We start from the raw sequence: 24,363 nt of genomic DNA, 5'->3' as shown, positions 1-24,363 counted from the left end.
ATAATTTAATGATCTCCAGAAGTGGGTTCTTCTTTTGGTTTCTTCCAAAGACTCAAGCAAATACCTGCTGAAATTAGTAAAGAAACAACAATACCTCCAATTACAATTCCGTAGCCATCCTCTGCTAAACGATCCATATCGTAATCCATAAATAGAAAAAGATAGCCAATAAAAAGTATATCTAAAGTGAGTTGAATAATCCAGTATGCAATCTTTCCCTTACGAGTTAGCTTTTTGACGATAAGTAGGTCTAACATAAATTGATTTTTTTTTGATTTGGGTTTTTAAAAACGGTGCAGAAATTCAATTATTATCTGAGAAAATAAAAAATGAAAATTTTGAAAAAACGATTTACCGATCTGTTGATAAAATTATTTTAACTATTTCCAAAAATTGTAAAGCTAAACTAGCTGGCATACCCATTAGGTATTTACCAGAAAATTATTCACTATTTCGAGACAAGCTTCGTAAGATTTAATCCCGATTATCGAGTAAACTATAAAATAGTTATTCCTAATTGCTTTTTAACTTCTGAAGAAAATAAGTGCTGAAGTTTTCTTGTAATGCTCCCTATTTCATTTCCAATTTTGATGTCTTTATCGGGAAAATGAAGATTTTTAATAGCAGTAATCTGAGTAGTTGTTCCGGTGATAAAAACTTCGGTTACTTCATTTAATTCTGAAACCGGAAGTGCTTTTTCAACAATCTCAATATTGTTTTCTTTACACAACTTGATTAAAAGATTTCGGGTAATTCCTGGTAAAATGAAAGGGCTATTAGGATGCGTGTATACAATATCATCTTTTACAAAAAACAAAGAAGAATGTGAACCTTCAGTAAAGAAACCGTCTCTAATCATTATATTTTCAGCAAAACCAGCTTTTTTTGCTTCTGTATTTGCCAAAATATTCGCCATCAAAGAAACTGATTTAATATCGCAACGATGCCAACGTATATCGCTGGAAACCAAAACATCTGAAAATTGATTTTGGAATCCACTTAAATCAGTTTTGTAAGCATACATTAAAATCGTAGCCTTATAATTCTCGGGGAAAGAATGTGTTCGTGGCGCCATACCTCTGGTAACCTGAATGTAAATTGCGCCATCCTCTTCATTCAACTCTGCCATCTCTATAGCTTTTAAAATTAAGCTGTCGAAATTGCTTATATCGCAATTCAGTTCTACTTCTTTGAGAGAATATTTTAGACGATCTAGGTGCTCTTTTGCCAGAAAAGCTTTTCCCTTATAGAAAGGAATTACCTCGTAAATACCGTCACCAAATAGAAAACCACGATCAAAAACCGAGACTTTAGCATCTTTAGAGTTGATCCAATTTCCGTTTAGATATACTTTACCAGGGTAGTTTAGTTTCATGATCAAGATTGAAAACTAAAATTAGCACATTATGTGCTATAAAAAAACTGCCTTACAGATAATTCTACAAGGCAGTTCTGAAACTCTATATATGAAATTTGAATATTCCTTTCTACTGAATCTTGAGATTCTTTATTCACCTCCAAAATAATTGTGTAATCCCAAGAGCCATCCTTGCTCAAAATATCGAATTGCACTTATTAAAATTGCTGCTAAAATCACATAAAACCAGTTGTACTTTTCTTTCTTAGCAAAATATGCACCTAATAAACCCAGCAATAATAACGGAAAAGCCATTATAAGATTTGCATAAAGCCAGGCACCCTGAAATACGGCGAACACCTTCATGAAAACATAAAAAAGACAGTAAATAAATATTAATTTGGTTAATATTATTAGATATCTTCCTCTCATTATTTGATATAATCTTTTGGTGGTTTTCGTTCTTTAGACTGCTTTTCGTAGGCATAGGCCCATCGTAATAAATTTTGCTCAGAATATGGAATAGAAATGAACGTCAAACCCTTAGGCTCTCCATACTTATCATATCCCATAGGCACGGTAATGGCCGGGTATTCTGCTACTGCTGCAAAACCAGCATGGTAATTATTTATGGAAAGAATACCGTCTAACCGATGGTTTTCCATAGGTGTATTAAAAAATTCCCTTCCTCTAGTCTTTAACGTATCCTTAATTGCCTGAAATTTTTCAGTTGAGGCTGAATCTTTTACCACACTTTCAAGTAATGCCTGTCCGTATGGAATTCGCTGCACAGAATCTTCAATATTAAAATTAACTATTTCTTCTATAGATTTCACGTCTACTCTCTTAGCGTAGCGCTCTAAGTAAGCCGATAAATCCTTTTTCATATCCAAATTCAGTAACCTTTTAAAATCGGGCAAATCAACATCTTTGGCATCAAAAATAACGATTTTCGCACCTGCTTTTTTGAGTTCGTCTACTGCTCTACTATATAATGAGTCTTTCATCAACTCTTTGATGGCTCCAAATCTAGAACCTTTAAGGCTGGTAGTGTCTGTTAAAGCGGAATAATAATCTTTTTTGATCTCTATTGAATCAGCATAAACCTTACTATCTAGAGTATCTCTTCCTGCCATTGCTGAAAGTAAAACTGCATTATCGCGTACTGTCTTTGTTATAGGTCCAGGAGTATCTAAAGTACTTGAAATTGGAATAATTCCTCGCCTACTCAATAAACCCACTGTAGGTTTTAATCCAACAAGACTGTTTTGACTAGCTGGAGAAAGAATAGATCCCGAAGTCTCAGATCCAACCGATATAGGTGCGAAATTCGCTGCAACAGCAACAGCACTTCCAGAGCTTGAGCCTCCTGTATCAAAAATTCTTCGACCATAAGGGTTTAAAGTCTGTCCACCAACTGCAGAATATCCACTCGGGCAATCTTCACAGAAGTAATAGGCCCATTCACTTAAGTTTGCTTTCCCCAAAATTAAGGCACCATCATTTACTAATTGTGTTGTAATAAATGCATCTGGAGTAGTATTACCCTGTAATGCAACAGCGCCAGCTGTCGTTGCCATAGTGGCCGTATTAATATTATCCTTCAGTAAAACGGGAATTCCGTATATCGGACTTTTATCCTTGGTATTTTTATAATTTCTATCTTTAAGACGCGCTTCAGTTAGAACATCTGGATTTAATGCAATAACAGAATTCAAGGATAATTCATTCTCTCTATCCAATTTTCGCATTCTATAAAGATAGAATAATGTCAACTCCTCATAAGTAAGGCTATCTTGCGCAATGCTATTCTGTAATTGTGTGATATCTTTTTCGAGAATAATTCTTTTTAAGCTATCATATTTTTTCTCTGTTACCTTGTATAATTCAATCTCGAAAGGAGACCACATTACCTTATTTTCAAGATATTTAGAATCTAAAACCTTAAATTGCAACATCACATCGCCTTGGTAATCGCTTGTTCCAGTTGAATCTGAAACAAGAATTTCTTCAGTATTCTTGTTATTCTTTTTATCCTTTCCGCAGCTAATAAAAGCTAGAGAAATAAATAGAAATAAGACCTTTTTCATATGGGGGAAATAATTAATTTGTTTGGGTTATTAAGTAACTACTTGATCTTAATTCTCTTTACTGAATAAAAAGTTTTAATCACTTATATTATTTGAAGAAAGAATCTACAAACTCAATTTTGTTGAAAACCTGCAGATCTTCTACACGTTCACCTACACCTATATATTTAACAGGAATTTGAAATTGATCGCTAATACCAATTACTACTCCACCTTTAGCCGTCCCATCTAGTTTTGTAACCGCTAATGAAGTAACTTCAGTAGCTGCAGTGAACTGTTTAGCCTGCTCGAAAGCATTCTGACCGGTAGAACCATCTAAAACTAATAGAACTTCGTGTGGTGCATCTGGAATTACTTTTTGCATAACTCGTTTCACCTTAGAAAGTTCTTTCATAAGGTTTACTTTATTATGCAATCTACCAGCGGTATCTATTAAAACAACATCTGCATCCATTTGCACAGCTTTTTGCACTGTATCGAAAGCTACGGAAGCCGGATCACTGCCCATTTCCTGACGTATAATAGGTACATCTGTACGATCTGCCCAAACTTGTAATTGATCTATAGCTGCTGCTCTAAATGTATCGGCTGCTCCTAAAACAACCTTTAAACCTCTATTCTTAAATTGATTGGCAAGCTTTCCTATAGTTGTTGTTTTACCAACTCCATTAACTCCCACAACCATCATCACATAAGGTTTCTTATTCGGGACAACAAAATCAGTCGCTTCGCCAGAATTTGTTTCAGATAGTAAACCTGAAATTTCTTCTCTTAGAATTTTATTTAGCTCTTCGGTTCCTAAATATTTATCTCTGGCAACGCGATCTTCGATGCGATTTATGATTTTTATAGTAGTGGCAACTCCTACATCACTGCTTACTAAAACATCCTCAAGATCATCTAAAACTTCATCATCGACCTTAGATTTACCAGCAACAGCTTTACTCATTTTAGATAAAAAGCTGCTTTTACTTTTCTCCAGCCCTTTATCTAGAGTTTCTTTTTTCTCTTTCGAAAATATTTTTTTAAATAAACTCATTTTTCAAAGTTGGTTTTAATGAGAATAGTCTTTTTTTGCTAAAAGACTTTGTAATTAGGGGCAAATATACATAAAAAGAAAAAGCCGTCCCGATAAGAAATCAGGACGGCCTTTTAAAAAAATTATAATTTTTTATCCAATTACTTTTTTAAGTAATCGCTAACTTCTTCAGGAGCCATAATAGCTTCAACGAAAGTATATGCACCTGTTTTAGGAGATTTAACCATCTTGATAGCTTTAGTTAATCTCTTAGATCCTGTTTGTAATGCTGCTACTGATTTCTTTGCCATGACTCAAATTATTTAATCTCTTTATGAACCGTCATTTTTTTCAAGATTGGGTTAAATTTCTTTAACTCCATTCTATCCGGCGTATTCTTTTTATTCTTAGTAGTAATATATCTAGATGTACCTGGTTTACCAGAACCTTTATGTTCAGTACACTCTAAAATAACCTGTACTCTGTTTCCTTTCTTTGCCATCTTACTTTATTTTTATAGGTAAAGGATTATTTCTGAAGAAATCCTTTTGCTCTAGCCTCTTTGATCACGGCAGAGATTCCTTTTTTGTTAATATTTTTAAGCGCAGAGGTAGATACTTTCAAAGTAATCCATTTATCCTCTTCAGGAATAAAAAAACGTTTTTTTACCAAATTGGCGTTAAATTTACGCTTGGTTCTATTCATTGCGTGAGAAACATTGTTCCCAACCATCGCTTTTTTACCTGTAAGTTCACAAACTCTTGACATTGCTCTATACTTTATCTCGTTATTTCAAAACAGGGTGCAAATTAACGGTTTTTCTACCTAATTCACAACACATTTTGAGAAAAAAATTTACAATATTTATTTCTTCAATATTGAGTATTAAATTATTGGCTAAAAACCAAATTATTTAAGACCATATATTTCATCCAATATGAGCTCTAAGCTTTTATTTACAGCCTTTCCAACCACCTTTTCGCGATGATTCCCAAAGCTATATTCTTTTGCATAAACAGTTTCTGGCGTCGCTATCGCTATAAAAACGGTACCAACATCGGCATCGCTATCTCCCTTTTCGGGACCTGCATTGCCAGTCGTCGCGATCGCATAATCGGTTCCGTATAAAGCTTTTACTCTTTTTGCCATTTCACAAGCAACCTGATTACTAACTACTGAATATTCTTCGATAAGTTCTTTAGGAACTCCCAAAATATTCAACTTAGCTGAAGTTGCATAAGCTACAACACTACCTTTAAAAAATGCTGAAGATCCTGGATACTCCGTAAATAAAGAAGCTAATCTCCCACCGGTAAAACTTTCAGCGGTAGCTAGCGAAGCATTTTTTTTCTTCAGTAAATGACCAATTTGAACTTCTATTGGATCTTCTTCCTCAATTCCTCTTATAATCTCTCCAATAATATTTTTTAAGGAAGCTATCTGATCATTAATCTCTTGCTCCATAGCGGCGAGATCACTTCCTTTTGTACTTAACCTTAAACGTACTTTGCCAAGATTAGGCAAATACGCTAAACGAATATGTGGTGGCAAAGCGTCTTCCCAATCTTCGATCTTTTCAGCAATGGCACTTTCTCCCATTCCGTAAGTAAGCACTGTCTTATGCAAAATTACCGGCCTTTTAAAACGCTCTATAATTCGTGGAATCACCTCGACTTCCATTAAGCCTTTCATTTCGTAAGGAACTCCGGGCATGGAAACAAAAACAGTATCATCTTTCTTAAGCCACATCCCTGGTGCCGTACCAAACTTGTTAGTTAGTACTTCAGCTTTAGAGGGAACTAAGGCCTGCATTCTATTTAAATCTGAGATTGGAGTATCGATATATTTTCTAAAAAGCTCCTCTACATGCGCCAAAACCCCTTCATCTTTAACGAGCTCGTCATCAAAAAATTCACAGAGACATTTTTTGGTTATATCGTCTTTGGTAGGCCCTAAACCTCCGGTAATAATTACGATATCTGCTCTTTGTTGCGCATCTTTAAGCGTATCTAGAATATGATCCCAATCATCTTCTATAGAAGTGATTTGATGAATACTAACACCTATCTTATTAAGCGCTTTTGCAATATATGCTGAGTTGGTATCGATAATCTGGCCAATGAGAATCTCATCGCCAATGGTTATAATTTCTGCGTTCATTACAGATTAAAATCTTCTTTTAATTCTTCACATACCTTATCGACTTTGGTAGTAATAATCCTACCGGCCTGTGGCACGTCTTCTTTATTCTTCCCTTGTTTAGACCATTGCTCAATAATGGTGATCTGCGGCATTAATTTTAAACCAAATAATTTAAGATTCGGCTTCATTTTGTGAGCGTATCTATAAGCCAATGTTGCGTTACCATTTGCTATAGCTTCGTTCATGGCAGCTACATCTGGGGGGATTTCTTCAAGGAATGTTTGCACAACTACCATCAGAAATTCCTGATCGCCGTCTGCCATTTCCTCAACGTCTTTTAGATTATAGGTACTCATAGGGATTATTTGATATTTATAGAGAACATTTCTTCATTTTCAATAAAACCTGTTAATTGATCTTCTGGTGCTACCGGACCAACTCCGGCTGGGGTACCAGTAAAGATAATATCTCCGATTTTAAGGGTAAAGAATTTTGAAATATAAGAAATTACTTCATCAATTTTCCACAACATCAAAGAAGTGTTTCCATTTTGAACAATTTCTTCGTTCTTTTTTAAACTGAAATTAATATTATTTAAATCTGAAAACTGATTTTTATCGAGCCACTTCTCTCCTATTACTGCTGCGCCATCAAAGCCTTTTGCTTTTTCCCACGGAAGTCCTTTTGCTTTTAATTGTGACTGAAGATCACGTGCTGTAAAATCGATCCCCAAACCAATTTCATCATAATATTTATGTGCAAATTTTGGCTGAATGTGTTTTCCTACGCGAGTAATCTTTATTAAAACCTCTACTTCGTAATGTACATCATTAGAAAAATCTGGAATAAAAAAGGGCTGTTTTTTAAGTAATATTGAAGTATCTGGCTTCTGAAAAACTACAGGATCTACTGGTTTTTCATTTTCCAATTCAGCAATATGATCGGTGTAATTTCTACCTATACAAATAAGCTTCATCTACAATTCTTTTAATCTGTTAATATAATTTTGAATGCTGGTACGGGTAATTTGCCTGAAAATGCATCATTCGAATTATCTAATGTATTCATTTTTCTCCATCCACTGGTGTCTTTGTAATACGAGCTAAAATTAGGAGAATACTCTTCTAAAACTCCTTTAAAAACTGGTCCATATTTTCGTAATTCTACGTTTTTATAAATTATCGTATCATTTACACGATAATCTTTCTTTTCGTAATAACTATTCTCCTTTATAAAAAGATGCTCTACAGCTACGAAAAAACCACTTTCCGGAACAGGAATTTTATAAGGAAGCATATCAATTTTTGTCTTAAATTGATTTTGCGCTTTTTCTATAATTATGCCATCACTTAAAAGATCATAAGATGGCTTTCCATCTTTATCTACAGCCATAATTCGCAAACGATACTTTGCGTTTCCGTAAAGTGTTTCTTCTACTGAAAAGTATCGTACTTCAATTTGTTTTATAAAACACCCCTCTTCAAATTTAGCAGGTTTCTCATAATATCTGGCCACGATACTTGGATATTGACCGCCGCTAAAGTTCCCTAAACCTATTGATTCCCCGATTCTAAAATCGTTGATCCTTTTTGTTTTTTTATTCTGAATCGTATATAAATAAACCTCAGCTAAACCATCTATTGATGGCGATAACTTAACAACCTTTCCTTTTAATTCTTTTAAGCTGATATATTTAGATTGGTAGCCCACATAACTAAACCTAGCTTTAACTTCTCCTGAAACATCCTTTACTACAAAAGTATATCTTCCCTGTTGGTCGGTAGAAATTCCTTTTCGTTGCTCTTCTAAAAGAATATTAACGTAAGGTAAAGGTTCTAAAGTTTTAGCATCTACTACCTGCCCAACTGCTCTAATTGTCTGCGCATAACTGCTAACAGAAACAAGCAAAAAAACAGTGAACAGGATTCGCATTTTTTACAATTTGGTATTTAACTTACGCAATTTAATAGCCGTTAACACCTTTTTGGTGTACAAAGGAAAATCGGCATTTTGCAACCAGCCAAAATAACCTGGTTCTTTTTCTAAAACCTCTTCTACCAGTTTCCCACGGTATTTCCCAAAAGAGAAAATTTCCTGACCTTTTTTATTGAAAGTGATAAATCCGGCAAAATCTGCAAAAGTCTTTCTAGCACTATATTTTGATAACCATTTGATATCATTTTCAAGATCATCGTATTTATCTAACTGAGATTTTAATACTTCAAAAGTAGCTTCAGTATCGGCAGCGGCACTGTGCGCATCGATAAGATCTTTTCCGCAGTAAAATTTAAAAGCAGCGGCTAGGGTTCTTTGTTCTTTTTTATGGAAAATTGTCTGCACATCTACAGCAAGCATATTTTTCATATCAAAATCGATATCCGCACGCAATAATTCTTCTGCAAGAAGGGGAATATCAAAACGATTAGAGTTATATCCTCCCAAATCGCAACCTTTGATCATATCATAGATTTGTTTGGACAAATCATTAAAAGTGGGCTCGTTGGCTACCTTTTCGTTAGAAATACCGTGAATTTCGATAACTTCCTGTGGGATTTCCATCTCGGGATTTACCAACCATGTTCTACTCTCTTTATTTCCGTTAGGAAAAACTTTTAAAATTGCGATTTCTACAATCCTATCTTTAGCCAGATTCGTACCAGTTGTTTCCAGATCGAAAAAACAGATAGGTTTTGTAAGGTTTAATTCCATGATATTTTTTTGTTTTCTTAATAGCAAGATAAAAATAAAACCGGAACCGCTTATTAAAAGCAGCTCCGGTTTTTATCTAATTCTTTATAAATTATTATATTTCTCTGTTTTTATCGTATCCTTCCAAATACTGGGCAACTCGTTGTACAAACTGACCTCCAAGGGCTCCGTTTACTACACGATGATCATAACTGTGCGACAGGATCATTTTATATCGAATCCCGATAAAATCACCTTCAGGAGTTTCGATAACTGCAGGCATTTTACGAATCGCACCTAAGGCTAAAATCCCTACCTGAGGTTGATTGATAATTGGTGTTCCCATAATGCTTCCAAAGGTTCCTACATTGGTTACGGTATAAGTCCCGCCCTGGATATCATCTGGTTTCAGTTTATTTTGTCGCGCTCTACTTGCAAGATCATTAACGGCTTTAGCCATTCCTACAAGGTTTAATCGATCTGCATTTCGAATTACCGGAACGATAAGGTTACCATCTGGAAGTGCTGCTGCCATCCCAAGATTGATATCTTTCTTTTTGATTATTTTATCGCCGTCTACAGAAATATTAATTAAAGGAAAATCTCGAATAGCTTTGGCTACCGCTTCCATAAAAATAGGCGTAAATGTTAGTTTTTCGCCCTCTTTCTGCTGAAAGGAATCTTTATGCTTATTTCTCCAGTTCCATATATTCGTAACATCGGCTTCTATAAATGATTGTACATGTGCTGAAGTTTGAGCACTATCGACCATGTGTTTACTGATCATTTTGCCCATTCGGCTCATCTCAATAATTTCATCTTTTCCTGAAGCGACTACATTTTCTTGATTCTTAAATGCAGGTTCTAAGTGATCTGATTTAGGAGCCGAAGATTTTTTCTGATTAGTTTTTTCAGCATCGTCAGAACGATTTTCTACATAAGCTAAAATATCGTCTTTAGTAACGCGACCATCTTTACCAGTACCTTCAACTTTTTCTAATTCCTCCAGGCTGATATTCTCTTCTTTGGCTATGTTTTTTACAAGCGGAGAATAAAAACGATCTGAATCTGAATATTCTGTACTTCCAGCAGTTTCCTTCGCACTGTCGACAGCTTCTTCAGCCTGGGCAGCATGTTGTTCTACTTCCGCTGAATCGTCATCATCCTCTTCCTCATCAATATCTATATCAAATTCGTCGTCTTCCTGCTCAATTTCACTTTCCGTTTCTATAATTGCGATCGTTTGGCCAACTTCAACTACATCGTCTGCTTCAAAAAGTATTTCTAAAATTTTACCATCAACTTCACTCGGCACTTCACTATCTACCTTGTCGGTAGCTATTTCTAGTACTGGTTCATCAGCTTCTACGGTATCGCCTACTTCTTTTAACCAACTGGTTATGGTTGCCTCAGCAACACTTTCACCCATTTTAGGTAATTTAAGTTCAAATTTTGCCATATCTATATCTGAAAGCTATTTTTTATTATTTCGTTTGCGAATTTAATTAAATAAAAGCTTTTTAAATATTAAAAAATCAATAAAATATAAATTCACTAAAAAATATTCTATATCAAATTTCAATAAAAACCGCTGTAAATTTACAATTTCATCGTTCAACCTGAAAGTAGAACTCCAAATGGTTTTTAACTTTTTAAGCTATTTTCAAACGGAACTCTATTGGTTATACTTCTCCCAAGAGTTACTTCATCTGCATATTCTAGCTCATCACCAACGCTAATTCCTCTTGCTATCGTAGAAGTTTTAATACCGGTCCCTTCTAACTGTTTGTAAATATAGAAATTGGTGGTATCCCCTTCCATAGTACTACTTAAAGCGAAAATTATTTCTGTAATTTTCCCATCTTTCACTTTATCTATAAGTGGTTTAATAGTAAGTTGTGATGGTCCTATTCCATCCATGGGGCTTATTTTTCCACCCAGTACATGATACATTCCACGATATTGCCCTGTATTTTCGATGGCCATTACATCGCGTATATCTTCTACTACACATACCAATTCTTCCTCTCTAGAAGGATTGGCACAAATGTCACATAATTCGGTATCGCTAATATTATAGCAATTTCGGCATCGTTTTACTTCTAATTTAAGTTTAGAAAGTGCCTTGGTTAGCTGCTCGGTTTGCGCTTCGGGCTGTCGTAATAAATGTAATACTAGCCTTAGTGCGGTACGTTTTCCTATACCGGGCAACTGGGACATTTGGTCCACAGCCTGCTCCAATAATTTCGAAGAAAAATCCATAGCGACAAATTTACGATTTTTAAATCGATGCTAATAGTTACGATTATGCTAAGTTTGCAAAGCATTTGGTTAAATTTATAGATATGGAGCCCATACACATTGTCCTGCTTATCGTTATTTATTTTGGAGTTTTAATGCTCATCTCTTATTTCACTGGTAAGGAAGATAGTAACGAAGCTTTTTTTAAAGCCGAAGGTAAATCGCCATGGTACATCGTAGCATTTGGAATGGTAGGAGCCTCATTATCCGGAGTTACTTTTATATCGGTACCGGGTTGGGTTAGAGATTCACAATTTAGTTATATGCAGGTGGTGGCCGGTTATCTATTTGGCTATTTGGTCATTTCTTTTGTCTTGCTGCCTATTTATTATAGTCTTAATGTAACATCAATTTACCAATATTTAAATAATAGATTTGGTAATGTTAGTTATAAAACCGGTGCATTTTTCTTTTTTGTTTCCCGTGTTCTAGGAGCCTCATTTCGACTATTTCTTGTGGCAACCGTATTACAGTATTTTGTTTTTGAAGCATGGAATGTTCCTTTTGTAGTTACCGTAGTCCTTTCTATATTACTTATTTGGATCTATACCTCGCGAGGCGGAATTAAAACAATTGTCTATACCGATACACTACAAACCTTATTTATGCTCGGTTCTGTAGGTATTGCTATTTATTTTATTTCAACCGAATTAAACTGGACGTTTAACGACTTTTTTACTGCACCAGAACTTGCGCCATATACCGAAACTTTTCATTTTGATAATTTTCTTGAAAAGGATTATTTCTGGAAAGCTTTCTTTGGCGGAATGTTCATTACTATTTGCATGACGGGCTTAGACCAGGATATGATGCAGAAAAACCTAACTTGTAAAAGTCTTAGAGACGCACAAAAAAATGTGATGTCTTACAGTTTGGTTTTTATACCAGTAAACATATTATTTCTATTCTTGGGAGCACTATTATTTATTTATGCTGAACAGAATGGAATTAGCATCCCCACGCTAGATGGTAAAGAGAAAACAGATCTTCTTTTTCCTGAAATTGCTTTAAATGCTGAAATGGGAATGGGACTTGCCATTATATTTTTACTTGGTCTCATTGCAGCTGCATATTCTAGTGCAGATAGCGCGCTTACCAGTTTAACCACCAGCTTTTGTGTAGACTTCCTCAATATTGAAAAGCGAGAGTTAAGTGATCAAAAAGGTATTAGAAAGCGTGCTCACATTTTAATAAGTGTATTATTGGTAGTAGTGATCATCGCTTTTAAATATTTGCTTGATAGCAGTGTGATCGATCTCTTGCTAAAAGCAGCGAGTTACACTTACGGTCCCTTATTAGGTCTTTTTGCTTTTGGGATTTTTACCAAAATGAAAATCAAAGATCATCTGGTATGGATCGTTGCCATCATCTCTGTGGCTTTAACTTTTGTAATTGGTAATATACCGCCAGAATATCTTGGCGGCTATGTTTTCAATTATGAATTGCTAATTGTAAATGGAGCAATTACCTTTTTAGGATTAATATTGATTCGTACCAAGCATCACTAAAGTACAGGCATTTTCGAATTCAATATTATTATCTTTTAAGATTCGATATAATTCTGGGTTCTCTGTACCAGGATTAAAAATCACTCGTTTTGGGCTTAAGGCTACTATATATTCGTAATATTCGGGCTGATTTCTTGGTCCAACATATAATGTAACCGTATCAATATCAGGAAAAATTATTTTTTCGTTTTCGATCTTCACTCCATCAACTTCGCCTTCTCTTAATCCTAGAGCTACGATGGGTTGCTGTTTACTTTTCAACTTTTTAATCGCCATATTAGAGTATCTGGCTGGATTAGCTGATGCTCCTATTACTAATGTCTTTTTCTTCATATTATTTAATTAACTCAGGGCAAGCCCATGATTTTTTTTAAAATTTATTTTATGTCAAGGCAAATCTCAACATGTAATATCGATTATCGAGTAAAAATACTTTTTAAAATTTAGTGTAACAAGTTTAAAACTTATCAGTCTTTATGATAAGACTAGTCTAAAAATGCTGTTGCTATCTTTTTTTTGATGGTTAGAAGATAGCTATGCTTTTAAGGTTCGCGCTGGTTGCAAGGCGCGAACTTTTTAATATTTTTTCAGAGTTTCTGTAACATATTATTTTTAGTGTCGTCTATATAGTAGAAACCATTAAAATGCAGAAAGACACAAATAAGTATTATGCAATACAAAGTATCTTTTATTGCATTACATCATCAAATAGTAAACATCAGTCAAAAAATGAAACAGTTATTTTTAATCATTATCGTAGCCTTTACCAGTTTCAATTCTGTTGCAATGATCGAACCATTCGCTAGAATTTCCGGGAAAATCATGGATAGTCAATTGCAGGAACCTGTTCCTTATGCGACTATTAGCTTGCAAGATACTGAAGGCAACATCATCACAGGTACAACTTCTGAAGAAGACGGGTCATTCATCATCAAAAAAGTAAAACCGGGGAATTATACGCTAGGCATTCAATTTATCGGTTACAACAAATTCTCAAAGGAAATTGAAATTACGCGAAATTCCGGAGCAATGGATTTGGGAGTCATTAACCTTGATCCTTCTGTTGCTGAAATGGATGAAGTCACCGTAGTTGCCGAACGCTCTACAATCGAACAGCGAATTGATCGTAAGATTATTAATGTAGGCAAAGATCTAACCACAACCGGTGCAACAGCTTCAGAAATTATGAATAATGTGCCATCGGTTAATGTAGATCAAGATGGTAACATTGCGCTTCGAGGAAATTCTAATGTGCGAATTTTAATTGACGGCAAACCAACAAATATGGATCCTGCGCAATTATTAAAGCAGATCCCTTCTACTTCAATCAAAAAAATTGAACTAATTACTAATCCTTCAGCAAAATACAACCCTGAGGGTATGAGCGGAATTATAAATATTGTTCTGCATAAAAATGCGAATAACGGATTCAACGGAAATTTAAACACCGGACTCACTTATGGCGAAAATGCACGTGTAAATGGTTCTTTGGATCTTAACTATCGCCAGGGAAAATTTAATTTCTATGCCAACCTAGGAAGCAATTTCGGAAAACGCCAAAATATAAATAATATCAATTTGGTAGGAAGAGACGCGAAGCAAAATCTGGATATGCTGAATAATAACAATTCCTATATTTATAAAGTTGGTATAGATTATTTCTTAGACGATAATAATACTTTTAGCTTCTATACTAATCAAAACATTTTTGATGGTGGGTTAGATGCGACAGTAAGCGCAATTTATCTAAATACTCCTTCAAACAATTTTGACCAATTTCTGAACATTGATTTTGAAAGTAATAATGCTACTTACAATTTCGCATTTAAACATTTGTTTGCTAAAGAAGGTCACGAAATTCTATTTGAAGCAGATTATAATGATTATGACGGTGATGAAGATTTCACTGCCAATTTCAGCGAAAATGCTTCTTTTAATTCTTATACTGAAGATGTAAATGAAGAAAGAGGAACTTTAATAACAAATATAGATTACACCTTACCGATTGGAGAGCGATCTAAATTTGAAGCAGGCGCCGAGGCAAGAATCTTAAATAACGAACAAGATTATAATACCAACAATCCATTAGCGCAGGACTCTGATTACAACTACGAACGTAATATCTATTCGCTTTATAGCACCTTTGGGCAAACCTACGAGAAATTTTCATACCAAATAGGAGCACGTCTGGAGCACTTTGATATTGATGCTGAAGTATATGGTGAAAATATTTTTAGCGACGATTATATTACGCTATATCCTTCCGGTTATTTCAATTATACTCCAAACGAGAAAAATACCTATCAGGTAAGTTATAGCCGAAGAATTGATCGTCCCAGTTTAAGTCAGATAAGTCCTGTTAGACAGATAAGCACTCCAACAATTACGGTATTAGGAAATCCAGATTTACAACCACAGTTTACTAATTCTATAGAATTCAATTATACCAGAAATCTTAAAAACGGAAGTTTTACAGGAGGTGTTTTCTTCAGAAATATTAATGATAACATTAATCAGTTAATCGAAGAAGATCCATCAGATCCCGCGAGCCTTTTTATTTCCTTTGCCAATTTTGATGACACAAATGCTTATGGTGTTGAATTATCTTCTAACTATAAATTTACTGAATGGTGGAGCGCTAACGGAAGTTTTGAATTGTACCAACAAACCCAAAGTGGTGTTGTAGGAAGTGATTTTGTTGAAGTAGATAATACTGTATACACTGCAAGAATCAATAATAGCTTTTCTGTCACCGAAGATTTGACTTTGCAGTTATTCGGTTTTTACCGAGGACCAAGCCAGGAACTTCAGTTTAAAAATGAAGATGTATTTTTTGCGAATATTGGCGGGCGCTATTCGTTTTTGGATAACAAAGCTACCGTTAGTTTAAACTTCAATGACGTTTTTGGAACACAAGAATATAAGTTTAGCACTACCAGACCTTACGAACAAAACGGAGTTTTTAAAAGTGAATTTCAAAACGTATATGTAGGATTTAGCTATCGTTTTGGAGGTAATAATGCTAAGAAATTAAAAAGGAAACAAAGAGATAACGATGAAGCCCAAGGCGGCGGAATGTTTTAAAGAAAACAAGTTATATCATTTGATAAAATTTGTTTGTTTAGCCAGAAAAGCCTGAAGTAAAACTTCAGGCTTTTTATATTTTATAGAATAGTCAAATTCCTTAATTTAAGAATACATTTTATCACGTTGTTCTTTAATTTTAGAATCACTCATATACTCATCAAATGTCATGTAACGATCTATCACCCCGTTTGGCGTAAGCTCGATAATTCTATTTGCTACAGTTTGTGCAAATTCGTGATCGTGTGTAGTAAGCATCACCGTTCCTTTAAAATTCTTTAGTGAATTATTAAAAGCGGTAATAGATTCCAGATCCAAATGGTTTGTTGGCTCATCTAACATCAAAACGTTAGCCCTCATCATCATCATTCGGCTTAACATACAACGTACTTTTTCACCTCCAGATAATACATTACTAGTTTTAAGAGCTTCTTCCCCACTAAATAACATTTTCCCTAAAAAACCACGAATAAAGACTTCTTCTCTTTCTTCTTCTGTCTGCGCATATTGTCTAAGCCAATCTACAAGCGTAAGATCATTCTCAAAATACTCGGAGTTATCCAATGGAAGGTAAGATTGTGAAGTTGTTACTCCCCAACTATATTTACCAGAAACGGGTTCTTCTCTTCCGTTTATTATTTCGTAAAAAGCAGTAGTCGCACGACTATCTCTAGAAAAAACAACCACTTTATCGCCTTTAGATAAATTGATATTTATACCACTAAAAAGCGTTTCATTTTCAATAGAAGCTTCTAACTTTTCTATATTCAGAATTTGATCTCCTGCCTCGCGATCTCTATCAAAAATAATAGCGGGATAACGACGACTAGAAGGTTTAATTTCTTCAATATTCAACTTATCGATCATCTTCTTACGAGAAGTTGCCTGTTTAGATTTTGCAACATTCGCGCTAAAACGCTGGATAAATTCCTGAAGTTCCTTTTTCTTCTCTTCAGATTTCTTGTTTTGCTGTGCACGTTGCCTCGCTGCTAATTGAGAAGACTCGTACCAGAAAGAATAATTACCACTAAAGTGGTTTATTTTACCAAAATCGATATCAGAAATATGTGTACATACCGCATCTAAAAAGTGACGGTCGTGAGAAACAACAATTACCGTATTATCGTAATGAGCAAGAAAATTTTCTAACCAACTAATTGTTTCGTAATCCAAATCGTTGGTAGGCTCATCCATAATTAAAACATCAGGATTTCCAAAAAGTGCCTGCGCTAACAACACTCGTACTTTTTGCTTACCATCCAGATCTTTCATTAAAGTATAATGATGCTCTGTTTTAATCCCTAAATTCGATAAAAGCGAAGCAGCAGCACTATCGGCATTCCATCCGTCCATTTCTTCAAACTGCACCTGTAGCTCGCCAATACGCTCAGCATTTTCATCTGAATAATCTGCATATAAAGCATCGATTTCAGTCTTGATTTCGAAAAGTGGTTTATTCCCTCTCAAAACAACTTCTAAAACCGGATAATCGTCAAATAAATTGTGATTTTGCTCCAGTACCGACATCCTTTTACCAGGCTCTAAATGTACATGCCCGGAGGTTGGATCGGATTTTCCTGATAATATTTTTAAAAATGTAGATTTACCGGCACCGTTGGCACCAATAATTCCGTAGCAGTTCCCATCAGTAAAAGTGGTATTCACTTCATCAAAAAGAACTCTTTTACCAAACTGAACCGAAAGATTTGAAACTGAAAGCATAAATTCCTTTAAATTTTTGGCAAAAGTAGCATATATTGTACACTTTCTAAAAGATTAACGTTTTTAAAATTCCTTTTAACTCGTGCTTAACATGCAAGGTTTTGGGCACCATCTATATTTGCTGTTAATAGAAATCAGTTTTAGCTATGGATATATAATTTTTTTGGATGAGAAAATTTTTTCTTTTCAGTATTATTTCTACAGTGTTCCTCTTCGTTTGTTGCAAAAATGATAGCGCAAATAATGGGAACATTTATATTGGCGGTAAAATTGTTAATCCAAATACGAATTATGTGATCATCTCTAAAGATCAGGAACCGATAGACACGATCCAGTTAAACGAGGATAATCAATTCGGTAAATATCTTCCAAAATTAGATGCCGGGATTTACACTTTTCAGCATAATCCAGAAAACCAAGTAGTTTATTTAGAACCGGGAGACAGCATTATTGTATGGGTTAATACATACGATTTTGACCAATCTTTAAATTTTAGTGGTAGAGGAAGTAAAGAAAGTTCTTTTTTACTTGATTTATTTCTAAGAAATCGAGCTAATAACAATTTGGTATTAGATTATTATAAAATTAAACCTAAAGCATTTAAAAAAATTAGCGATTCGATCCACAAAACCAGAATGGCTGAATTTAATAAAAATGTGGAAGGTCACGATTTAAGTGAAAACTTTCTTGAATTAGCTAAGCAAAGTATCGATTACGAATTTTATGATTTACGGGAACGCTATACTTACCTTATAAAAAAATATCATTCAGATTTTACTGATCTTATTCCAGAAGATTTCAACAATTATAGAGATTCCATAGATTTTGATAATGAGCTTCTTCAAAATTACTACGTTTACACCAATACTATAGACGATTACTTACGCACGAGAGCTATAGAGCATTGTATAGAGAAGCATAAAGAAAGAGATTGCTATAATATATCTAATTTTGAAAACGTAAAACGCAGGGCTTCTCTAATAGATTCACTTTCTAACACCCCGGCCATAAAAAACAAATTTTTAGATATCCTTCTTAGTAAAGCGGTAACTATGGCCTCTAACGAAGAAGACTTGAATGAGGTTTTAGATTTTGCAAAAAAAATAAAATATAGCGATATCGATGAAATAAATGAGCTCGCAGACATTCAAACAAATTATTTTACGGGAAAGTCCATCGCCGATTTTACGATTCGAAATAGCAACGGCGAAGAAATTACTTATAAGGATGCTATAAATAGAAAGACGATAGTATATTTTTGGTCAGCCAATAATTCAAGGCGCTATCTTTGGCAATTTCAAACAATCCAAAATTTAAGAGAGAAATATCCTGAATTAGATTTTATTGGAATTAATCTGGACATAGGTCAGCATAAAAAATGGCTACGGGTTATGGATGAAAATAACTACGATAAATCCAACCAATATCAATTATCAAACAGAGCGTTTGGAGAGAATGTTGCTACCAAATATTTATACCGAATAAACTTCTTAGATAAAAATGCCGTTATCGTAAAAGGTGATGAAGCACTAAGCACATCTGCTGAGTTTGAATCGAAACTTCTGGAATTTATAAATAACTAGGAATTACTTTTTCTTTCAGTTATCAGATTGAAATAGAACTTAGTTGAAGAAAAAGTCGGAGATAAGAATATAAAAAAAGCTGCCCTAGGGCAGCTTTTTCAGTTTTATATATTCAAGGAAATTACTCGTTTCCTTTTTTATAATCAGCTAAGAATTTCTCTAATCCAATATCAGTTAATGGATGTTTCAACAATCCTTCGATAGAAGAAAGTGGCCCTGTCATTACATCTGCACCAATTTTTGCACAATCGATAACGTGCATGGTGTGACGTATAGATGCTGCTAAGATTTCAGTTTCGTAACCGTAGTTATCATAAACTAATCTAATTTCTTCGATTAGGTTAAGACCGTTTGTAGAAATATCATCTAAACGACCTAGGAATGGAGAAACATAAGTTGCTCCTGCTTTAGCAGCTAATAAAGCCTGTCCTACAGAAAACACTAAAGTACAGTTGGTTTTAATTCCTTTATCGCTAAAATATTTTATCGCCTTAATACCTTCTTTGATCATTGGTACTTTAACAATAATTTGATCGTGAAGCGCTGCAAGCTCTTCTCCTTCTTTTACAATATTATCAAAATCTGTAGAAATAACCTCCGCACTTACATCACCAGTTACGATTTCACAGATTTTTTTATAATGATTAATAATATTTTCTTTCCCGGTAATTCCCTCTTTTGCCATTAAAGAAGGATTGGTAGTTACACCATCTAAAACACCTAATTCCTGAGCTTCTCTTATTTGATCAAGATTAGCTGTATCAATAAAAAATTTCATATTACAGATTTTTTTAAGTTTATGATCTATTCAATTTAAGTGTAAAAATAACACTTTATGTGTACAATTTATAATTTATAGTGATTCATTAGCATCTTCTCGTACGCCTTGTCTGGCAAAATCTTTTTAAGTACAATACTCGCTTTTTGTAATAAATCACCAACTCTATAATGCCCTTTTGGTGCTTTTTCGTTTATAATATTAAGCACAGCTTTACCCATCATATTTGGATCCTGCCCGGCATCTACATGCGCGTTCATCAATTTTAAAGTTTCTCCATAAGATTTCTTGTAAGGAGAATCACTTAAAACCGGCGCATGATAACGCCCCGAAGCTATGTTAGTAGCAAAATCTCCCGGAGCTATACTTGTCATTTTAATATTAAAACCCTTTACTTCCATTCGTAAAGCCTCTGCAGCAATTTCTAATGCCGCTTTAGATGCCGAATAAATTCCGCGATAGGGCAATCCCATATATCCCGCTATAGAGGTAACATTAATAATTAGACCTTCATTTTGCTTTCGCATTATCGGTAAAACCGCTTTGCAAATGTTTATAGGGCCGTAAAAATTAGTTTCAAAAGCATTTCGAATTTCGTCGGTAGGCGTCTCTTCAATCGGGCCTGTTATTCCAACACCAGCGTTATTTATTAAAATATCTATCCGCTCTTCCTTGCTTAGCACTAAATTTACTGCTTTAAAGATACTATCTTCCTTAGTAACATCTAAATCTATAAGATTAAAATTTGATGATTTTCCTGTAGAATTTCTACTAGTGCCGTAAACCTTAAAATTATGCTGAGTTAAATAGTCGCCAATCGCTTTACCGATACCTGAAGATCCGCCGGTAATTAAGACTACTTTTTGAGAGAAAGTATCTGTTTTCATAGCGCAAATATGCGATTATTTTTCTTAATTTCCAGATACAAAAAAAGGCAAGTAACCCACATCACACCGCTGCGACCACTTACCCTTGCTGCGTTCCCGCCCTGGGGGATTCAGCAGGAGCTGGTTGTGTGGGACTTGCCGGGTGCAAATATACAATCTTTAGTACTTCTGGCAAGCATTTTTTAAACAGAATTAGTTAATTTAGCCCTACAAAATAGTAGTATTAAAAATGATGAAATTTAAATCTCTGTTAATCTTAGCATTAGCTTTTCTATATTTTTCCTGCGGAAGCAATTCAGGATCAAAAAAATCGCCTTTTAGTGTAAAAATTGCAGAAAACAAGAAGGAATTTAAACTTGGCGAACGTATTTCTGGGCACATTGAAAATAAAAAAGAGCTCAAAATCGATTCAGTTATCGTGTATTTAAATACTGAAAAAATCAGTGCAAAATCACCAAACTGGTCTTTCGATATTTCTTCTGAAGATCAAAAATTAGGAAATCAGGAGATCATAGCTGAAGTTTTCTACGAAGGCGAAAAAGATACCACGACCAAATCCATCAAAATTTATAATAATACTTCGCCAAAAGCATACACTTACGAAATCGTAAACATTTATCCTCACGATCCCAAAGCGTATACCCAGGGATTAGAATTTTTAAATGATACTTTATATGAAAGTACCGGGGAATATGGCGAATCTGATCTTAGAAAAGTTGACCTAAAATCTGGTGAAGTTTTAAAAATAATCGATCTGGACGATTCTGTTTTTGGTGAAGGTATGACCATTTTTAAAGATCAAATTATACTATTAACCTGGAGAGCCAAAGAAGGCTATATCTATAATCTCGATACTTTCGAGAAAACAGGAACATTTAGTTACAATCAAAGTAAAGAAGGCTGGGGATTATGCCATGATGGTGAGCATATTTATAAAAGTGATGGAACCGAAAAAATATGGTTATTAAATCCTGAAACTTTAGCTGAAGAAGATTACATACAAATTGCTACTCATAAAAATATAGTTTCTAAAATGAACGAATTAGAATGGGTAGATGGAGAAATCTATGCAAATACGTATCAAAAAGATGGTGTTGCCATTATAAATCCTAAGAATGGCGCTATAGATGGTCTTATCGATTTTAGAGGTTTAAGAGATAAACTTGACAATAAAAACGAACTAGACGAAACAAACCATGTTCTTAACGGAATCGCTTACAATCCTCACACCAAGCAACTTTTTGTTACCGGAAAACATTGGGATAAGTTATTCGAAGTAAAAATCGTAGAGAAATAATATGATTACCAAACCCCAAATTTTTCAATTAGAGCTGAAAGTAACTGAATCTGATCTTGATGACCAAAATCATGTAAACAACGTGCAATACGTACAATGGATTCAAGATGTAGCTAAAGGACACTGGGAAGATCGCGCTTCTGTAGATCAAAAAAAGGAATATTTTTGGGTGGTTGTTCGGCACGAAATCGATTATAAGCAACAGGCTTTTCTGGATGATGATATTTTGCTACAAACTTATGTTGATGAAATTACGAATGTTACTTCCATTCGTCACGTCCTCATAAAAGATAAAAACACCGATAAGATCCTAGTAAAAGCTCAAACAACATGGTGTTTATTGAAACATGGCTCTAATAGACCAGTAAGAATTGATGAAGACATGAAACTTTTATTTCAGGAAACTTCAGATTAAGCTCTTTTATCCATCCATTTATTCAGCAAAAGTATTTCTAATAAAAAATAAGTGGCAAAAAGCGCTAAGGAAATAGCGAATACTTCAGAATTTAAAATGCTGAAATTTGATGAATCGAAACTCGGTTTAAAAAAAGATCCAAATTTGTCCCAATTACTCATCATTTCTTCTGAAGCCATCACAGCTGAAGAATAGTATGGGGAAATGACCAATATCAGCAATAGAGCTGCAATCATTGTCCAACCGCTTTTGGAAATTAGAGGCTTGTATTGAAATTCACTATGATCAACCTTAAAATCTATTTCAGGCAAATCTGTCATTACCTTGTTCGTAAAATCAAAAGTAGGTGTTTCCAGATCGGTTTCTTTGAAAATTTTCTGAGTAAATTCGTCTAATTTCTTTTCTTTAGTTTCCATAATTCAGCAACATATCATTCGACAATTTTCTTTTTAAAATCACTGCAAGTTGTTTACGGCTTCGATATAGTTTCACTTTCACATTAGATTCGGAAAGTTGCATTACCTCAGCAATTTCTTTAACCGACTGATCTTCGTAATAATGCAAAGTCAGCAAAAAAGCATCATCTTCACTTAGCATTTTGATACAGCTAAGAATTGCCATTTTCCGCTCTTTTTCTTCTAAATTATTAATAGCACTATCTACATCTTCAATTTCAAAACCTTCATAGTCATCTACACTTAACTCCTGAAATTTGCGTTTTTTAGCTTTCAGAAAATCGAGACAATTATTATAAGTAACACGATACACCCAGGTTGAAAATTTAGACTTCCCTTTAAATTTATTTAGAGATTTATAGATTTTCACGAAACTATCCTGTGCCAGTTCCTCGGCCTCTTCCCTATTCTTAAGCAAGCGCAAACATAATGTAAAGACCAGATTTTTGTAACGATCTACCAGTACCGAAAATAATCGCTTATCTCCGCCAAGAATCTGATTGATGATAATTTGATCGTCTTTGATGGTCATTTAAGTATACGACGACAAGCTACAAGTAATGGTTACATAAATCTTTATATTTTTTCTGAAATAAATTTGTAACCTATTTTAGAAACATATCGTCTTAACTTTTGAAACCGCTTGTAAAAAATTATTCGTCAAATAAAAAATTAAATTATGGATCCAGCTATTATAATACCAGTATCAATGTTCGCCAGTATCTTTGGTGTTTTCTATCTATTCTTTTCTACCAGAAACAGGGAACGTTTAGCGCTTATAGAGAAAGGTGAAAGTGCTGAAATTTTTAAAGCGAGATTAGACAGAGCATCACCTATATGGAAAGTAGTTCTTTTAAATCTCGGCCTTTTACTGATATTTATGGGTATAAGTTTTCTAGTTGGTAACGCATTAGAAACGAATACTGTGATTCCTGATGAAATTGCTTATTTAGCCCCTATGTTTTTCTTATCCGGAATTTCGTTGTTGCTAGGTTTTTATCTAACTAAAAAATTGAAGTTATAATTCATCTAACATCG

Annotated in this window: 27 protein-coding genes and 1 other RNA gene; 6 read left to right on the top strand and 22 right to left on the bottom strand. The window is 34.3% G+C overall.

The window, feature by feature from the left end:
* Positions 1 to 5: 5 nt before the first annotated feature.
* From QWY91_RS00845 to recR, 15 genes are all read right to left on the bottom strand, one after another.
* Positions 6 to 257 (bottom strand): hypothetical protein, encoded by a 252-nt coding sequence (locus QWY91_RS00845; protein ID WP_290230747.1) that lies wholly within the window; start codon positions 255 to 257, stop codon positions 6 to 8.
* 239 nt (positions 258 to 496) lie between these two features.
* On the bottom strand, positions 497 to 1,375 hold the full coding sequence (locus tag QWY91_RS00840; RefSeq protein WP_290230745.1) for an aminotransferase class IV: 879 nt from the start codon (positions 1,373 to 1,375) through the stop codon (positions 497 to 499).
* A gap of 132 nt (positions 1,376 to 1,507) precedes the next feature.
* The gene (locus QWY91_RS00835; protein ID WP_290230743.1) at positions 1,508 to 1,723 is read right to left on the bottom strand and encodes a hypothetical protein; all 216 of its coding nucleotides are present in this window, start codon (positions 1,721 to 1,723) and stop codon (positions 1,508 to 1,510) included.
* Positions 1,724 to 1,788: 65 nt separating this feature from the next.
* Positions 1,789 to 3,447 carry an amidase family protein gene (locus tag QWY91_RS00830; protein WP_290230741.1) on the bottom strand — a complete coding sequence of 553 codons (1,659 nt, stop codon included), beginning with the start codon at positions 3,445 to 3,447 and terminating at the stop codon, positions 1,789 to 1,791.
* 88 nt (positions 3,448 to 3,535) lie between these two features.
* Positions 3,536 to 4,486, bottom strand: a complete 951-nt coding sequence (gene ftsY / locus QWY91_RS00825; RefSeq protein WP_290230738.1) for a signal recognition particle-docking protein FtsY — start codon at positions 4,484 to 4,486, stop codon at positions 3,536 to 3,538.
* 140 nt (positions 4,487 to 4,626) lie between these two features.
* Entirely contained in the window at positions 4,627 to 4,776 is a 150-nt protein-coding gene (locus QWY91_RS00820; RefSeq protein ID WP_290230736.1) for a DUF4295 domain-containing protein, read from the bottom strand.
* Between the two features lie 8 nt (positions 4,777 to 4,784).
* Positions 4,785 to 4,967 carry a 50S ribosomal protein L33 gene (rpmG, locus tag QWY91_RS00815; protein WP_270060733.1) on the bottom strand — a complete coding sequence of 61 codons (183 nt, stop codon included), beginning with the start codon at positions 4,965 to 4,967 and terminating at the stop codon, positions 4,785 to 4,787.
* A gap of 26 nt (positions 4,968 to 4,993) precedes the next feature.
* The gene (gene rpmB / locus QWY91_RS00810) at positions 4,994 to 5,233 is read right to left on the bottom strand and encodes a 50S ribosomal protein L28 (RefSeq protein ID WP_290230731.1); all 240 of its coding nucleotides are present in this window, start codon (positions 5,231 to 5,233) and stop codon (positions 4,994 to 4,996) included.
* A 141-nt stretch (positions 5,234 to 5,374) separates the two neighbouring features.
* Positions 5,375 to 6,625: a CinA family nicotinamide mononucleotide deamidase-related protein gene (locus QWY91_RS00805; RefSeq protein ID WP_290230729.1), complete on the bottom strand. Its 1,251-nt coding sequence runs from the start codon at positions 6,623 to 6,625 to the stop codon at positions 5,375 to 5,377.
* Positions 6,625 to 6,963, bottom strand: coding sequence for an Hpt domain-containing protein (locus tag QWY91_RS00800; RefSeq protein WP_290230726.1), 339 nt, complete (start codon positions 6,961 to 6,963; stop codon positions 6,625 to 6,627). Before QWY91_RS00800 ends, QWY91_RS00805 begins: the two co-directional genes overlap by 1 nt.
* A gap of 5 nt (positions 6,964 to 6,968) precedes the next feature.
* Positions 6,969 to 7,583 (bottom strand): fumarylacetoacetate hydrolase family protein, encoded by a 615-nt coding sequence (locus QWY91_RS00795; protein WP_290230725.1) that lies wholly within the window; start codon positions 7,581 to 7,583, stop codon positions 6,969 to 6,971.
* Between the two features lie 11 nt (positions 7,584 to 7,594).
* Entirely contained in the window at positions 7,595 to 8,539 is a 945-nt protein-coding gene (locus tag QWY91_RS00790; protein WP_290230722.1) for a carboxypeptidase-like regulatory domain-containing protein, read from the bottom strand.
* Positions 8,540 to 8,542: 3 nt separating this feature from the next.
* Complete coding sequence (locus tag QWY91_RS00785) at positions 8,543 to 9,316, bottom strand: 3'-5' exonuclease (RefSeq protein ID WP_290230720.1); 774 nt, start codon at positions 9,314 to 9,316, stop codon at positions 8,543 to 8,545.
* A gap of 94 nt (positions 9,317 to 9,410) precedes the next feature.
* Positions 9,411 to 10,754: a dihydrolipoamide acetyltransferase family protein gene (locus QWY91_RS00780; protein ID WP_290230718.1), complete on the bottom strand. Its 1,344-nt coding sequence runs from the start codon at positions 10,752 to 10,754 to the stop codon at positions 9,411 to 9,413.
* Between the two features lie 185 nt (positions 10,755 to 10,939).
* Positions 10,940 to 11,557 carry a recombination mediator RecR gene (gene recR, locus QWY91_RS00775; protein WP_290230715.1) on the bottom strand — a complete coding sequence of 206 codons (618 nt, stop codon included), beginning with the start codon at positions 11,555 to 11,557 and terminating at the stop codon, positions 10,940 to 10,942.
* Positions 11,558 to 11,640: 83 nt separating this feature from the next.
* On the opposite strand from recR, the gene QWY91_RS00770 reads away from it, so the two are divergent.
* Positions 11,641 to 13,104: a sodium:solute symporter gene (locus tag QWY91_RS00770; RefSeq protein ID WP_290230712.1), complete on the top strand. Its 1,464-nt coding sequence runs from the start codon at positions 11,641 to 11,643 to the stop codon at positions 13,102 to 13,104.
* Here QWY91_RS00770 and QWY91_RS00765 read toward each other — a convergent pair.
* Entirely contained in the window at positions 13,075 to 13,437 is a 363-nt protein-coding gene (locus tag QWY91_RS00765; RefSeq protein WP_290230710.1) for a CoA-binding protein, read from the bottom strand. The two genes, QWY91_RS00770 and QWY91_RS00765, sit on opposite strands and share 30 nt — an antisense overlap.
* A 396-nt stretch (positions 13,438 to 13,833) precedes the next feature.
* Between QWY91_RS00765 and QWY91_RS00760 the strand changes: the two genes are divergently transcribed.
* Complete coding sequence (locus QWY91_RS00760; protein ID WP_290230708.1) at positions 13,834 to 16,188, top strand: TonB-dependent receptor; 2,355 nt, start codon at positions 13,834 to 13,836, stop codon at positions 16,186 to 16,188.
* A 105-nt stretch (positions 16,189 to 16,293) separates the two neighbouring features.
* On the opposite strand, the gene QWY91_RS00755 is transcribed toward QWY91_RS00760, so the two are convergent.
* The gene (locus QWY91_RS00755) at positions 16,294 to 17,910 is read right to left on the bottom strand and encodes an ABC-F family ATP-binding cassette domain-containing protein (protein WP_290230707.1); all 1,617 of its coding nucleotides are present in this window, start codon (positions 17,908 to 17,910) and stop codon (positions 16,294 to 16,296) included.
* A 167-nt stretch (positions 17,911 to 18,077) separates the two neighbouring features.
* Between QWY91_RS00755 and QWY91_RS00750 the strand changes: the two genes are divergently transcribed.
* Positions 18,078 to 19,493 carry a TlpA family protein disulfide reductase gene (locus QWY91_RS00750; RefSeq protein ID WP_290230705.1) on the top strand — a complete coding sequence of 472 codons (1,416 nt, stop codon included), beginning with the start codon at positions 18,078 to 18,080 and terminating at the stop codon, positions 19,491 to 19,493.
* Between the two features lie 121 nt (positions 19,494 to 19,614).
* Here QWY91_RS00750 and fsa read toward each other — a convergent pair whose 3' ends face one another.
* The 3 genes from fsa to ffs all read right to left on the bottom strand — a co-directional run bounded on the left by fsa (position 19,615) and on the right by ffs (position 21,299).
* On the bottom strand, positions 19,615 to 20,271 hold the full coding sequence (gene fsa, locus QWY91_RS00745; protein ID WP_290230703.1) for a fructose-6-phosphate aldolase: 657 nt from the start codon (positions 20,269 to 20,271) through the stop codon (positions 19,615 to 19,617).
* Between the two features lie 68 nt (positions 20,272 to 20,339).
* The gene (locus QWY91_RS00740) at positions 20,340 to 21,158 is read right to left on the bottom strand and encodes an SDR family oxidoreductase (RefSeq protein WP_290230701.1); all 819 of its coding nucleotides are present in this window, start codon (positions 21,156 to 21,158) and stop codon (positions 20,340 to 20,342) included.
* 42 nt (positions 21,159 to 21,200) lie between these two features.
* Positions 21,201 to 21,299, bottom strand: an RNA gene (ffs, locus tag QWY91_RS00735) — signal recognition particle sRNA small type.
* An 88-nt stretch (positions 21,300 to 21,387) separates the two neighbouring features.
* Here ffs and QWY91_RS00730 point away from each other — a divergent pair.
* Entirely contained in the window at positions 21,388 to 22,455 is a 1,068-nt protein-coding gene (locus QWY91_RS00730) for a glutaminyl-peptide cyclotransferase (RefSeq protein ID WP_290230699.1), read from the top strand.
* Between the two features lies 1 nt (position 22,456).
* Entirely contained in the window at positions 22,457 to 22,870 is a 414-nt protein-coding gene (locus tag QWY91_RS00725; protein WP_290230698.1) for an acyl-CoA thioesterase, read from the top strand.
* Here the strand turns inward: QWY91_RS00725 and QWY91_RS00720 are convergent.
* Positions 22,867 to 23,286, bottom strand: coding sequence for a hypothetical protein (locus tag QWY91_RS00720; protein ID WP_290230696.1), 420 nt, complete (start codon positions 23,284 to 23,286; stop codon positions 22,867 to 22,869). The genes QWY91_RS00725 and QWY91_RS00720 overlap by 4 nt on opposite strands.
* Positions 23,276 to 23,857, bottom strand: a complete 582-nt coding sequence (locus QWY91_RS00715; protein ID WP_290230694.1) for an RNA polymerase sigma factor — start codon at positions 23,855 to 23,857, stop codon at positions 23,276 to 23,278. Before QWY91_RS00715 ends, QWY91_RS00720 begins: the two co-directional genes overlap by 11 nt.
* A 147-nt stretch (positions 23,858 to 24,004) precedes the next feature.
* Here QWY91_RS00715 and QWY91_RS00710 point away from each other — a divergent pair, with 147 nt between their 5' ends.
* Positions 24,005 to 24,349 carry a DUF6249 domain-containing protein gene (locus QWY91_RS00710; RefSeq protein ID WP_290230691.1) on the top strand — a complete coding sequence of 115 codons (345 nt, stop codon included), beginning with the start codon at positions 24,005 to 24,007 and terminating at the stop codon, positions 24,347 to 24,349.
* Positions 24,350 to 24,363: the final 14 nt, after the last annotated feature.

Source organism: Zunongwangia endophytica, assembly GCF_030409505.1.
Classification (GTDB): Bacteria; Bacteroidota; Bacteroidia; order Flavobacteriales; family Flavobacteriaceae; genus Zunongwangia; species Zunongwangia endophytica.
The sequence above is the reverse complement of the archived record's forward strand: the minus strand, read 5'-3'. Positions and strand labels throughout refer to the sequence as shown.

Coding starts and splice junctions, on each gene's coding strand:
- rpmB (WP_290230731.1), bottom strand. CDS start 5,233: ATGTCAAGAGTTTGTGAACTTACAGGTAAAAAAGCGATGGTTGGGAAC.
- recR (WP_290230715.1), bottom strand. CDS start 11,557: ATGGATTTTTCTTCGAAATTATTGGAGCAGGCTGTGGACCAAATGTCC.
- QWY91_RS00805 (WP_290230729.1), bottom strand. CDS start 6,625: ATGAACGCAGAAATTATAACCATTGGCGATGAGATTCTCATTGGCCAG.
- QWY91_RS00800 (WP_290230726.1), bottom strand. CDS start 6,963: ATGAGTACCTATAATCTAAAAGACGTTGAGGAAATGGCAGACGGCGAT.
- QWY91_RS00795 (WP_290230725.1), bottom strand. CDS start 7,583: ATGAAGCTTATTTGTATAGGTAGAAATTACACCGATCATATTGCTGAA.
- QWY91_RS00760 (WP_290230708.1), top strand. CDS start 13,834: ATGAAACAGTTATTTTTAATCATTATCGTAGCCTTTACCAGTTTCAAT.
- rpmG (WP_270060733.1), bottom strand. CDS start 4,967: ATGGCAAAGAAAGGAAACAGAGTACAGGTTATTTTAGAGTGTACTGAA.
- QWY91_RS00710 (WP_290230691.1), top strand. CDS start 24,005: ATGGATCCAGCTATTATAATACCAGTATCAATGTTCGCCAGTATCTTT.
- QWY91_RS00820 (WP_290230736.1), bottom strand. CDS start 4,776: ATGGCAAAGAAATCAGTAGCAGCATTACAAACAGGATCTAAGAGATTA.
- QWY91_RS00785 (WP_290230720.1), bottom strand. CDS start 9,316: ATGGAATTAAACCTTACAAAACCTATCTGTTTTTTCGATCTGGAAACA.
- QWY91_RS00715 (WP_290230694.1), bottom strand. CDS start 23,857: ATGACCATCAAAGACGATCAAATTATCATCAATCAGATTCTTGGCGGA.
- QWY91_RS00835 (WP_290230743.1), bottom strand. CDS start 1,723: ATGAAGGTGTTCGCCGTATTTCAGGGTGCCTGGCTTTATGCAAATCTT.
- QWY91_RS00755 (WP_290230707.1), bottom strand. CDS start 17,910: ATGCTTTCAGTTTCAAATCTTTCGGTTCAGTTTGGTAAAAGAGTTCTT.
- QWY91_RS00740 (WP_290230701.1), bottom strand. CDS start 21,158: ATGAAAACAGATACTTTCTCTCAAAAAGTAGTCTTAATTACCGGCGGA.
- QWY91_RS00765 (WP_290230710.1), bottom strand. CDS start 13,437: ATGAAGAAAAAGACATTAGTAATAGGAGCATCAGCTAATCCAGCCAGA.
- QWY91_RS00845 (WP_290230747.1), bottom strand. CDS start 257: ATGTTAGACCTACTTATCGTCAAAAAGCTAACTCGTAAGGGAAAGATT.
- QWY91_RS00780 (WP_290230718.1), bottom strand. CDS start 10,754: ATGGCAAAATTTGAACTTAAATTACCTAAAATGGGTGAAAGTGTTGCT.
- QWY91_RS00840 (WP_290230745.1), bottom strand. CDS start 1,375: ATGAAACTAAACTACCCTGGTAAAGTATATCTAAACGGAAATTGGATC.
- QWY91_RS00750 (WP_290230705.1), top strand. CDS start 18,078: ATGAGAAAATTTTTTCTTTTCAGTATTATTTCTACAGTGTTCCTCTTC.
- QWY91_RS00830 (WP_290230741.1), bottom strand. CDS start 3,447: ATGAAAAAGGTCTTATTTCTATTTATTTCTCTAGCTTTTATTAGCTGC.
- QWY91_RS00725 (WP_290230698.1), top strand. CDS start 22,457: ATGATTACCAAACCCCAAATTTTTCAATTAGAGCTGAAAGTAACTGAA.
- QWY91_RS00720 (WP_290230696.1), bottom strand. CDS start 23,286: ATGGAAACTAAAGAAAAGAAATTAGACGAATTTACTCAGAAAATTTTC.
- QWY91_RS00730 (WP_290230699.1), top strand. CDS start 21,388: ATGATGAAATTTAAATCTCTGTTAATCTTAGCATTAGCTTTTCTATAT.
- QWY91_RS00770 (WP_290230712.1), top strand. CDS start 11,641: ATGGAGCCCATACACATTGTCCTGCTTATCGTTATTTATTTTGGAGTT.
- fsa (WP_290230703.1), bottom strand. CDS start 20,271: ATGAAATTTTTTATTGATACAGCTAATCTTGATCAAATAAGAGAAGCT.
- QWY91_RS00790 (WP_290230722.1), bottom strand. CDS start 8,539: ATGCGAATCCTGTTCACTGTTTTTTTGCTTGTTTCTGTTAGCAGTTAT.
- ftsY (WP_290230738.1), bottom strand. CDS start 4,486: ATGAGTTTATTTAAAAAAATATTTTCGAAAGAGAAAAAAGAAACTCTA.